The organism is Spirosoma sp. (genome assembly GCF_048594605.1).
Taxonomy (GTDB): domain Bacteria; phylum Bacteroidota; class Bacteroidia; order Cytophagales; family Spirosomataceae; genus Spirosoma.
On sequence record NZ_JBMDWV010000378.1, the window covers coordinates 1 to 12,883 of the forward strand.

The 12,883-nt window shown below is 47.9% G+C and carries 8 protein-coding genes; 5 read left to right on the forward strand and 3 right to left on the reverse strand.

Annotated elements, in window-relative coordinates; translation table 11 throughout:
- From ACOJS8_RS23615 to ACOJS8_RS23625, 3 genes are all read right to left on the reverse strand, one after another.
- On the reverse strand, positions 1–414 hold a 414-nt coding region (locus ACOJS8_RS23615), incomplete at its 3' end, for a MarR family winged helix-turn-helix transcriptional regulator (RefSeq protein WP_420151020.1).
- An 84-nt stretch (positions 415–498) separates the two neighbouring features.
- Positions 499–2,535 carry a hypothetical protein gene (locus ACOJS8_RS23620; RefSeq protein WP_420151021.1) on the reverse strand — a complete coding sequence of 679 codons (2,037 nt, stop codon included), beginning with the start codon at positions 2,533–2,535 and terminating at the stop codon, positions 499–501.
- Positions 2,536–2,607: 72 nt separating this feature from the next.
- A complete protein-coding gene (locus ACOJS8_RS23625) occupies positions 2,608–3,144 on the reverse strand; it encodes a GNAT family N-acetyltransferase (RefSeq protein WP_420151022.1) in 537 nt (178 codons plus the stop codon).
- A 99-nt stretch (positions 3,145–3,243) separates the two neighbouring features.
- On the opposite strand from ACOJS8_RS23625, the gene ACOJS8_RS23630 reads away from it, so the two are divergent.
- The 5 genes from ACOJS8_RS23630 to ACOJS8_RS23650 all read left to right on the forward strand — a co-directional run.
- Positions 3,244–3,840 (forward strand): Maf family protein, encoded by a 597-nt coding sequence (locus tag ACOJS8_RS23630; RefSeq protein WP_420151023.1) that lies wholly within the window; start codon positions 3,244–3,246, stop codon positions 3,838–3,840.
- A 36-nt stretch (positions 3,841–3,876) separates the two neighbouring features.
- Positions 3,877–5,433, forward strand: a complete 1,557-nt coding sequence (locus tag ACOJS8_RS23635; RefSeq protein ID WP_420151024.1) for an alpha-amylase family glycosyl hydrolase — start codon at positions 3,877–3,879, stop codon at positions 5,431–5,433.
- Positions 5,434–5,470: 37 nt separating this feature from the next.
- Complete coding sequence (locus tag ACOJS8_RS23640; protein ID WP_420151025.1) at positions 5,471–5,764, forward strand: hypothetical protein; 294 nt, start codon at positions 5,471–5,473, stop codon at positions 5,762–5,764.
- A 39-nt stretch (positions 5,765–5,803) separates the two neighbouring features.
- Positions 5,804–6,736 (forward strand): M20/M25/M40 family metallo-hydrolase, encoded by a 933-nt coding sequence (locus ACOJS8_RS23645; protein WP_420151026.1) that lies wholly within the window; start codon positions 5,804–5,806, stop codon positions 6,734–6,736.
- 898 nt (positions 6,737–7,634) lie between these two features.
- On the forward strand, positions 7,635–12,883 hold a 5,249-nt coding region (locus tag ACOJS8_RS23650), incomplete at its 3' end, for a beta strand repeat-containing protein (protein WP_420151027.1).

Consider the following 12,883-nt stretch of genomic DNA (forward strand, 5'->3'; position numbering starts at 1 on the left):
ATCCTCCTCCGACAATTTCTGGCGTTGTGAATCAGACCATTCCGTCAGATAAACATCCAGCTTGGTCAGCAGGTTAAGGCCCTTTTCCGTGATAATTACATCAACGGCGCGTCGGTCGCTTGGGCATTCCGTACGCTGTACCAATTGCTTAGCCACTAGTTTATCCACCAATCGTGATGCGTTTGACATTTTATCGAGCATCCGCTCGGTAATGTCGGCCACCTTGATTGGATTGGGATATTGACCTCGCAGAATACGTAGCACATTGTACTGCTGCAACGTGAGTTTGAATGGCTTCAGCACACGCATCTGGCTATCTGAAATCCAGTTGCTGGTATAGATCAGATTAACCATTACCCGATGATATGGGGTTCTGAACGGAGTTGTTTGCTTAATGTCGTTTTCGATGGACATGCAGCAAAGATAGTGTAAATGTATTTAATGTACCAACATTATATGAAAGATTTTACAGTATTTTTTTAGCAATTACCGAGTCCGTTACCGATACGGAATAATTTGCGGGGCTGATACGTCAAAATCACGAAACTGTAAGGTTGGAATCCCTTCAAAAGACTGCCGGAAGGGTATGGTGTTGCCCGGAATATTCGGGTAATAAGACAACCGGATTTGAAAACTGTTGAACGTAAGATTTTCATTCCGCAGTCGAAATCCTATTCCATATCCCTGATAGAGAGGACCTTGTAATAACGCCCGGTCGGGAAAACTAACTAATCCCAGATTAACGAACGTAATAAAAGCTACCCGAAAACCCACCAGATTCAATCGGGAGAACAGGATATTTTCATAATTAATAAACCATCGTCTGGTGCCACGTAGCACATCCGTATTGATGCCAATACCGTCTGTATTGATGCCACTGTTACTGCCTCCTAACGATATATATTCATTATTGAAGCGGTCGATTCCGGTGGTATATCGGGTATTAAAGAAATGGCGTACATTGCCCCACTTGCTTTTCAGCAGTGGACTGAAATAATTGGATTCAAACGAGAATACGCCCTGTTCTATCCCTCCCTGACGACTATAACCACCCAGACTGATAAGTCCATAGAGATAGCCCATCCGTCGGACGTACTTGCCCTGCGAGAAATTTAATCCTGTATATAATCGTTGCCCGAGTTCCGCATTATCAAACCCCACAATCCCTACAATTGATTGCCCAACCGGTACGTCTTCCGTTCGGCCGTAGCCATATACCAATACGTCGCGAACGTATTTACGCCGGGAATAACCAACACTGAATAACGTAGTACGGCTATCCTGATAAATCTGGTTCGTATCGGCCGTTACGTCAGGGCGGCTGAGATACTCATAATTTGTATTACGTAACGCAATAATAAGCCGCGAGCGACCTTTCTCATCGGAATTGCCCTGCCGAAAAAAGAGCCGGAACGACCGACCTATCCAAATATCAGAATAATTGTATGTCAAGGGCACGAACAACACACTATCATCCCGATTGATAATGCGATTGTTGATCTGAGAATGATTGATTTCAATTGCTCCTGCATACTTCATATCCGGAGTCAGAAAAGGCCGGTACAGCTTGAAGGCTACCTGCTTCAGATCCCGTAAGTACAATAAATCGACTTCAGCCGTCAGGAAGGTTTTTCCGATAAACGGAACTCTATAGCGAGCCTGATATTCTATTTTCTGACGCGGATCGTTGCCGTTCAGCGCAAACTGTGCAAACAGCTGATGGCCCAATCCCCGAAAGTTGAGCTGGTCAAATCCGATGCTGAAATTATTAAAGCCGCCTAAGCCACCATTGGGCAGTAACGACCAGACATCCTGCGTAATAACATAAACATCAACAAACTGTCGGCTCCCCCGACGGGGTACGACCAGAATTCGGGCATCGTGAAAAATCGACGTACTACGTAGCAGACGTTCATTATCGCGCAGAACGGTCGGATTTACCGCATCGCCCTGCCGAAAAAGCAGATACGAGCGCAGAATAACATGTTCGCGCGTATTTGTATGCAGGCTGTTTCCGGTTCGCTCCAGCCAGTTGGCGGGCTTGCGCAACGTATCGTACACGGTTTGCCCAAACACAGAAAGTCGACGGATGTAAATAGCGCCAATGATACGTCCTTCAAAGGCGTTGAACGGATTCACCTCAATCTGATTAACTTCACCAGTCTTGATGCGGCTATTGTAAACGTCCCGAAAAACAGCATCATAAATCTGACGCGTTAATCGACGCTTATACATACTAGCTTTCAATTTTGTGTAGAAAACACTATCGCGCTGCATTAACGTACTATCGGCTACTGCGGTAGAAAGTGGCGTCGCCAGTGAATCCGTTGCCCCCCGCTCCACGGCTCCGGGGGCGTTTATTCGAAGTAGATAAGGCGCTAGCTTATTTAGTGTATCAGGCGCTTTATTGATTTCTTTCGGCTTAATTGGTTCCTCCTGAGCAATCGCAGCCGTACCGCATCCAATACAAAGCATCAGGCACACCAGCAATTGGCGCAACACGGATACATACGCGTTCAGATTCGGTCGATTCATGAGTAACTAACAACGCTGCTTAGAGGCTATTCGATATAAAAAGTTTAATGAATAACTTTCAGCATCAACGGGTTAGGGAATTAATTGTTTTTGAAGCCAGAAATCCCGTTGCCGCTCGGAGCCAAACTGGAAATAATGGAAGCCAAATCGTTCAAAGCCCATTTTCTTATAGAAAGCCAGCGCTCGTTCATTACGTTCCCAAACACCAAGCCATACGGCTTTGTAGCCTTGCTGGCGCGCCCAGTTCAGGCAATGCTCCATCAAGGCACGACCCTGCCCCTGACCTACCTGATTCTGCAACAAATAAATACGCTGAATTTCGATGGCATCGCCAGCTCGTCGGTATGGGCCGGGCATCTGTCGGGGAGCAGCGTGTCGGCGCAGTTTAGCGTAGCCAATCGGCGTTCCTTCGGATGAACTAACCAAAAAAAACGTCGATTTTGGGTCGGCCAGTTCGGCTTCCAGAATAGGCTTCGTTATAGAGGATTGAATGTATTCCTCAACGAGTTCGGCAGGGTTGTGGGGTGGTCCGAAAGCCTGGCGCATAGTTATTGCCGCCAGCTGCATTAATTGTTCTACGTCAGAAATTGTAGCGTTTCGAATAATCAACGTTCTGAAATTGAATGGTGAATTACGAATATAACACGAAATTTGTGTCAGCTATCCACTACTTCTGCGTTCATTATTACTCACTCATCACTCGTTCACGTGCTTTCTTTACGTTATCCATTAGTGCTGGCATCAGGGTCGCCCCGTCGAAAACAACTGATGACCGACGCTGGCTTTTCCTTTACGATCGAAACCCGGCCCACCGACGAAACTTTTCCCGAAACCATGCCTGCCGACAAGGTAGCGGAATACCTGGCCCGTCAGAAAGCAGAGCAATTTCAAATGGATTTGGGCGATCGCATTGTCCTTTGTGCCGATACCGTCGTGATTCTGAATGAACAGATTCTGAACAAACCACAGGACGAAGCCGACGCGCGACGCATGCTACGTATGCTGTCCGGACACACGCACCGCGTTCGAACGGGGGTCTGTATACTTTCTCCTGACCAAAACGGGAAGCCTCATTTTCAGTCCTTTACCGATGAGACAACCGTACAGTTCGCTACGTTGACCGACGATGAGATAACGTACTATATCCAAGAGTGTAAACCCTTCGATAAAGCTGGTTCGTACGGCGCTCAGGATTTTATTGGACTGGTAGGCATCGAACGACTCGACGGATCGTTTTATACCGTGATGGGCTTACCCACTCATCGGGTGTATCAGGCTCTCAAACCGTTTAGTCTGTCACTTTAAAATATCGGTCAATCATTACGTCAATACGCTTTTGTTGTGACTAAAATACCTCTTACTCAATCGAATACAACTTCGATCAATACGTTATCTACTGGCCATACGGGCGTTCATTACGAAATATTTGTACGCTCCTTTGCTGATTCTAACGGCGACGGCATCGGCGACCTCAACGGTGTTACCAACAACCTCGATTATTTAAAAGAACTGGGCGTATCTGCTATCTGGCTTATGCCCATCAGTCCATCGCCAACGTATCATAAATACGACGTAACGGATTACTACGGCATCGACCCGGAGTACGGCACACTGGACGATTTCCGACGACTTATTCAGGAAGCCCACCAGCGCGGTATCGCTGTTATCATTGACTTGGTCATACATCATACCAGTATCAGGCATCCGTGGTTTCAGGAGGCCGCCCAAGGCCCTGACAACCCGTACCGGAACTTTTACAAGTGGCTGCATCCCGACGAAATCCGGGCGCGAAAACTGGCTACCCGCGACATTACGGCCGATTCGGGCGAACGAAGCCCCTGGCATTCTCCGCGTAGCGCTACGTACCGCAACAGTGGATCGCCGGAGAAATACTACGGCATGTTCTGGAGCGGTATGCCCGATCTGAACTTTGATTATCCACCTGTGCGCGAGGAGGTCTTCAAGATCGTTCGGTATTGGCTAAACGACATCGGTGTCGACGGATTCCGGCTGGATGCAGCCCGTCATTTGTACCGGGAGTCTGAGGAACCAAAAAATCACGAATTCTGGCAGCAGTTTGGAAAAGTGGTTGAAGAAGCAAAACCCGGTGCCTATACCGTTGGCGAGGTCTGGACGCGGCCCGAACACATTGCCCCTTATTTCCGGGGACTAAAAGCCAATTTTAATTTCGATTTACGGCTCATGATCGAAGAGATTGTCCGCCGGGAAGAAGACACGGAAGACCTGGTCGAGTTTCTGACCTATGTTCATGGAGCTTTTGGTAATGTCAATCCGCAGTTTATTGATGCCCTGATTTTATCGAACCACGATCAGAATCGTATTGGCAGTTTGCTGAAAGGCAATCTTGACCACCTGAAAGTCGCTGCCAATATTTTACTGACGCTCCCCGGCCTACCTTATCTCTACTACGGTGAGGAAATTGGGATGCTGGGGCTAAAACCCGACGAAAACCTGCGCGAACCGTTTCTGTGGGACGTTCGGGACCGCGACAGGCAACGTACGTACTGGCGAAGAGGCAAGTATAGTACGAGCAAGACTGTTCGGCCAGCGGCCGAACAACAAACTGATCCGAGTTCGTTATTCAGTCATTACAAACGATTGATTCATTACCGCAACAGCCATCCGGTTCTGAATGATAACCTGAGCCGACTTCAGCCAGCAGGTATTCGACAGAAAGGAACGGTATCATTTATACGTAGTACCCAAACCGGCCAACGTATTCTGGTAATTCATAACCTGACAGGTAAGCTCATCGACGTAGTACTTTCGCCAAACGAGTACTGGTGTCATGGCATTGTTTTTACGTCAGCAGATGGCAGTTCATTCGCGAATGACCACGTAACAATCCCGGCTTACGGATGCGTTGTGATTGGGTAATGTAAATTGTACTCGTTGAATTGGCTACCTTCGACGCATGGACGATATTTTTGACTTTCTGAACAGCACATTTGAAGCTGGCCAGCCGATTTTCAATGGTTACGGACGTATCATCGGTTACGCAAACGATGGTGAAGCTATCAGCGGTGTGTTCTCTTTATCTGGCGAAGAGGTTAACTACCAGATTAAGCCTTCCACGTCGCCGGGCGATAATCGCAAATACACCCTGATCCTGGAGCAGTCTGGAAAAACGGAAAAATATGAGCATCTGTACGCCAAGGAAATTATTTACAGGATAAAGACCGGTGAATCCATTTTGCCAATCCGCTAAACGATTATCCTGATATACCCTGCTCGAACAGTCGCATTCATGAAACGTTACGTCTTCTTTCTTTTATTTATACACACGCTTCCTCTTTTCGGCCAGGATCCATCGGCCAAACGAATTATCAAACACATCCGCTACTTGGCTTCCGACAAAATGCAGGGGCGCGGTACAGGCAGCCCGGAAAATACGAAAGCCGCCCGCTACGTCGAAAAGTATTTTAAAAAATATGGATTGAAGCCTCTGGGGACCAATGGCTATTATCAATCGTTTACGGCAAAAGTCAGACGTATCGTTGTGCCTGATAGTTTGCGGGAGGCCAGGAACGTAATCGGCTTTTTGGATAACGGAGCACCCTATACGATTGTCATTGGCGCGCATTACGATCATTTAGGACTGGGTCGGCAGGGCAGTTCACTGGATTCAATACCACAAGGTAAAATTCACAACGGAGCGGATGATAACGCATCGGGCGTAGCAGGGCTACTGGAAATGGCTCAGTATTTCGCGAAGAATGACGTAACAGAGCCCTACAATATTCTGTTTATGGCTTTCGGGGCCGAAGAACTTGGCTTGTTGGGCTCCCGTTATTTTCTGAACAATCCAACAATACCGCTTGACAAACTGAATTTCATGGTTTGTATGGACATGATTGGCCGCTATGATCCGCAGCGAGGTGTTGGTATTGGCGGATACGGTACCAGCGATACGTGGCCAATTGTGTTCAAAGGCGTTGAAAGCTCAATAAAGTTTTTTACGGATCGGGCAGGCAACGGCGGCTCTGATAACGCGGCATTCTATGCCAAACAAATTCCGGTTCTGTTCTTTCATACCGGCGGGCACCCTGACTACCATAAACCTACCGACGACCCGGATAAAATTGACGCTACGTCGGAAGAAGCTATTCTTAAACTGGAGATCAAACTGATCGAGAACGCTATGCAGCAGCCGAAAATGACGTTTACTGCTGTTAAATAACGGGTACGTATTGACCTCTCCATTGTACACACTGGACACAAGTTCAGTGCGATTAGAACGTCCCCTATATCCAGTCCCCATCCCAAAATTGAGTATCAGATTCTGGTTCACAGGTAATTTCTGTCCGATTCGTCAGATTGTTTCGCACGAATCGTAGGTATCGTCTTTTAGATCCAACGCTGGGTAAAGTTGCATCAAAGTAACAAATCCACGCCCAAAGTATACATACCAAAAAGATACCATTGGATAGATAATAGACATTATTACGTAAATAGGATAGATATAATATGTAAATATATTTATATTTGCAGTAACAAATATAAATGCTTACCCCCTGTTAACCGAACCAAAGAATACAAACCCCTTCCAATAAGCCAAATAATCAATCTGTCGTAAACAGATTGATCAATCAACAATCAAACAAACAAACTTTAGTTAATTATTTTGATGATTTAATGAAATTATTTTCATATTTAAAAAATATAATAATAATTTCACACAAGTAATCATTAACACAAATAATTGTATATAAACCTTACAGTTTAACGACTTCAGCATATGGTTAAACTTAGTTGACGGTATCACTAAAACAGCTAAACCAATGGTAACGTAACTCCTGGCGCATGGGAGTTTCTTATCCTTAACCATCCATTTCTTAATGAAGCAGACACTACGTCCGAAAAGTCTGGTTTTGCAGCTACAACTGGCAAGATTTTTATTCCGAGATAAGTTTGCTCAGGCTCATCTGCGATCAACTTCATAATCTCTTTACTGACGATACCGTATCGTCGATAATCTGCTGATACACCGTTAGCCGTATACGCTACGCATCTACCTGGCAGACTATTTCCCAAACATTTCCTCATCCATTTCACCAAACCAGTTAGAAGAGTACACTATGAAGCCAAATTTTACTCAGGAGTTACCTCCGCCACTGCTGGGTTATCCTTCTCAATGGATAACCCGGTTTCTGCAATGGTCATTGCAGGGATTCTCCCCAAACAGGGTTTTTGCAAAAGCTGGTTTAGCTATAAGTTGTAGTATTATGCTATTCTGTATAGCAACTACTGCATACGCAGCCACCTATGTGGTCACCAACACCAACGATGCAGGTACGGGCTCGCTACGGCTAGCGATCGTGACTGCCAACAGCACTCCCGCAGCAGATATCATCCAATTTAACATTCCCGGTGCTGGACCCCATACCATCACCACCCTAACGGCATTGCCAACAATCACAAGCCCCGTGCATATTGATGGCTATACAGTCCAAACGGGTGCAACACAGGGGACCAACGGAAGTCGCTCCATACGCATACAAATCAATGGCAATAATGGCGGTGGCGTTGACGGCATCATCCATTTTGCAACTGGCTCAGACGGGTCTGTGCTCAGTGGTGTTGCTATCTACAATTCGGGGGTGGGAACCGCCGGTGTGAAGATCAATATGGGCTGCGCCAATATTCACATCTGGGGCAACTATATTGGATTGCTGGCCGACGGCAGTTTGCCGCCTACAGGGAGTGAAATCAAGGGTAATCTTATAGAAATGAATACGGTGGCTTCATCGATTCAACCTTACACTTTATCCAATATTACGATTGGCACAAATGGTGACAATGTCAACGATGCTAACGAAGGGAATGTAATTGGTCATTCAACTCACACATCAGGAGGAGATGGTATTGAGTTTTCGACAAGCGACGGAGGTACTGTCGGGCGCATTACCGCGACAAACATCAAAATTGCGGGCAACTACATCGGTTTACGGCCTGATGGAACATCTACTGCCCAAATTGGCGGGCCTATTGGCTCAGCAAGTGGAGATGGCGGTGTGGGCGTGTTCATTGTCGAACTTAACGGGAATAATGTTGTGATCGGCAGTAATGGGGACGGCGTTTCGGACGCATTGGAGCGTAACGTGATTGCCAACTGCCGCCAATATGGGATTTATCTGCAGGGCTGCAACAACATCGATGTGGGGGGCAACTATATTGGTACGGATGCTACGGGTACGCTGAGCAGGCCTGTGGGCACTTTCGGCTCTACAACCTCAACCTGGCCCGCTATCTATGTGTTCAAAGCGAATAATGATCTTGGTGCTGCCATTTCAGAAAACATTTCGATTGGGTTTAATGATGCCAAGCACAGCGCTGCTGTTGCCGCCAATGTGCGGAATGTGGTGTCCGGCAACTGGGGCAGAGGCATCGTGGTAGCATCCCCGATCACCGACCCGAATGCCCGCGTGCGCAATGTCATTATAGCAGGTAACTATGTGGGCGTAGATGCAACCGGGAATGTGGCGCTGCCCAATGGCCAGGTCGGCAGTACCGCTACAATTATATCGGGTGCTGGTATAGGACTAACAAGTGCCTTAAACTGCCGGGTAGGCACCGATAGCGATGGCGATGATGATGTACTGGAACGCAACATTATAGCCGGCAATAGCAATGGAGCAGGGCTCTACTTTTCATCAGGAACGGTGCCCAATGAAGGCAACATTGTCGTCGGCAACTACATCGGCGTAGGCGCCAATGGCACCACCGCGCTGGGCAACGGGCATGCGGGGGTCTACTTTTCGCAAACTACCGGAGTCAACAACAACCGAATTGGCTCTAACGACGATGGAACAAACGATGCCGCTGAAGCCAATATTATTGCCAATAATGGCGGTAACGCAAATGCCGTATTCAAATCGGGGATATCCTTTGCAAAGCAAGCGGGTGCTACCGGCACGGCCATCAACAATCGTTTCTCACGAAACGTATTTTACAACAATGCTGCATTGCCAATAGATTTAATGAACGATGCCACTACGGTAGGGGTAACCCCCAACGACGGTGCTACGACTACGGACGCGCCTAACCTGTTGCTGGATTATCCGGTAGTCACCAGCTATTCGCTTTCGGGTACCACCATGACGGTAACCGGATATGTGAACGCTTGTAATGGAAATGAACTGACAGCAGGGGCCACGCCAGTAAGTACGGCGAAAAGAATCCAGTTTTACAAAGTAGCCGATGATGGAAACCAGAATGGTGCTTTGTCAACGGCTACCTGTACCAGAGTCGGTGCTCATGGAGAAGGCGTTCAGTATCTGGGGGCTATAACCGGAATAAACAATACCTTCAGTACAACTTTTACCTTAGAAGCGGGTGCCACCTTTGCCGCAGGGGATAAAATTACGGCTATAGCGATTGATGCGGATGGCAATACGTCTGAATTTGGCATGCTGGCGCAAGCGTCTGTTTCTGGCACAGTTTATAATGATGTAAATGGCCCTGCCAATATTAACGGTGCTAGCATCAACACCGTTGCCGGTGCGCCCACCTTGTACGCAAGTCTGTATGAAGGCTCCACATTGATAACGACAGTACCGGTAACGGGGGGCACCTATACTTTTGCCAACGCTGCCGTTGTTGGTGTTACATATACCGTAGTACTGGGGACCAATGCTACGGCCAATCCTACCTCCCCGTTTGCAGGTGCCGGATCGGGTGGCTGGGCTATAGTAGGGGAAGACTGCTGCGACAATACAGGTAACGACGGTACCCCCAATGGTGTGCTCACGGTGACTCCAACCATTTCGGGTATCACCAATGCTAATTTCGGACTTTATCAACCCAAAGGCTATATCTATATCCAGAAGAAAGCGTTGAGCGAAGAGATCAGTACGAACTTCCCATTTAGCGTCACTGGAGGACCTACCACCATTGCCAATTTTAATCTGAATGATCTTCCTCTGCAGAATGCATTGTACGATCTCGGCGTGTCGAAAGACGGTACCCTTTGGGCTACTGGCGACAATGAAGGTACTGGTCCAGGTCATAAACTGATGTTTTACAGGCTGCCGGGATCGTCAACCTGGACGCAACTGGGAGCAGGCGCAAACTACACCTTTGTGGACGGTGGTGCTGGTGGTACCATGTTCTGGATTACTGATGGCGGCAATTTCTATTATTGGGACGGTACAAATCACAACAACTTGTCAGCCTCTGCTGGCTGGACGGATGTAGGTTCCGCTCAGGATGGGTTTGTGTTTGGGGTTAATGCGGGCAATCTATACAGAAGGGCTGCAGCCGGACCCTACCCTGGTGCTGGAGCTACATTAATTGTTGCTGCTGGAAGCAATGCGGTAATCAGGGTGGATGGCGACCCCTCAACCGGGGATGCAATATTCGTTCGTAACGACGGTAATGTATCGAGATGGGTAGCGGCAACCAATAGCGTGGTTTCTTTAGGTAAACCGACTACTGGGTCTGCCTTCCGGGATATCGCCGTGACGGCAAACGGCTCAATATTTTATAGCACAAGCGATTTTACCTACAAATACGGTGGAAGCGGCACAACCTGGCTTGCGGCAGAAGTAACGAGCCGTAAATATGCCTCCAGACACACCGGTGGTGATGGTGATATCGTATATGGAACCACCGCCGAACCGGGTGTACAGGACCACAGCAAAAACATCTACATACGAGTTACCGACGGAACGAACGTGGTGTACCTCAATGACGAACGGGTACGGGTGGGTTCATCGGGTAATAGTATTATCCAGGCCGTTACACCGGGCACATATACTATTTCGGAACTGGTACCTACTGATTGGGACGTTACGAATATTCAGGTATTCGACCCCTCTACAAACTCTACGGTAGACGTAGTAAATAATAGGGCTACGGTGGTTGTTGCGGACAAGGAAATGGTTGGCGTGGTGTTTGAAAACATTAGGGTGACTCCATTTGCCATGTCTACAAACTGTAATTCATCCTATCTGGAAACGTTTGGTACGGGCACCGGATATGGCCCGGCACTTGCTGGTCAAACCGCCTACCATTATCTGAGCAGTGGACAGAGCTTCTCCAATCAGTACATTGTTTCCAATGTAAACTCTAATCTGTTTGCTGGTGCATCCGATTTCCCGGATCATACGCCAAGCGATGTAGACGGCAGAGCCATGGTGATTGATGCGAATAATGAGAAAGATGCCTTTTTCAGACGTCGTTTTTCTGGTGTAATTCCCGGCGGAAATTATTCCTTTAAAGCATGGATCGCCAATATCAGCCCCGCAGCAGGGATTAAGCCAAATGTTACGTTTGAAGTGATTGATCCCGTTACCTACAACGTACTACAGTCTGTGAGTACGGGTGATATTTCCGGTGCTACGTGGCAGCAGTTCGGTATCAATTCATTTACAGCAACCTCAACCAGTTTTGACCTCGTGATCAGGAATAATGGTGTGGGTGGGTCTGGCAATGACCTGGCTTTAGATGATATACAATTTAAACTGGAGTTGCCTGCTGAGCCTGTTACAACAATTGTTAGCTCAGACTGTAATTCGGCAAACGGCAGGATTACAGTCTTAACCCCTGTATTGGCTGGAACGTACGAGTACAGTATCAATGGCACAACCTGGCAAACCAGCCCTGTATTTTCCAATCTTGCGCCTGGAACCTACACGGTTTATGCTCAGTATGTTGGTAGCGCCGGTTGTTCCAGTAGTAAGGTCGATGTGATCAAAGCATCTGTTTGTGGCAGTGTTGTCAATGATGTCAATGGCCTTACCGACAACCTGGTGAATGGCACAAGTCCTAATCTGGCTGGCCTGCGCGCCAATTTGCTGAATGGTGCGGGTGTTGTAATAGCCACAGTGCCTGTCGATCAAACAACTGGAACGTACAGCTTTACAGACGTATCGGCCGGAACGTACAGAGTTCAGTTGAGCACTATTGCGGGAACACCAACACAGCCCGCACCTGCCGTTACGCTACCACCGGGATGGGTAAGCACTGGCGATGTAGTAGCCTCAGGAACACCTGATAATGCTACCCCATCCGTTTCGGCGCCAATAACGATTAGCACGGCATCGGTATCAGGTGTCAATTTCGGGATTCAGCAGCCGCCAACTATTGTGACCAGCACACTAGCCAACCAGCCCAACCCTGGCGGCAGTAGCAGTTATACGATACCACCTACAGCACTCGATGGCAACGATGCTAACGGGGGTACGATCACCAATCTGACCATCACAGGCTTCCCGGCCAATACCGAAAGCCTGCAAGTCGGCACGACCACGTATTACCCCAATGCGGGCGCTATCCCCGGTACGTGTCCTACGGCAACCTGCGCAGCATTCCCAGGCAGTGGTGG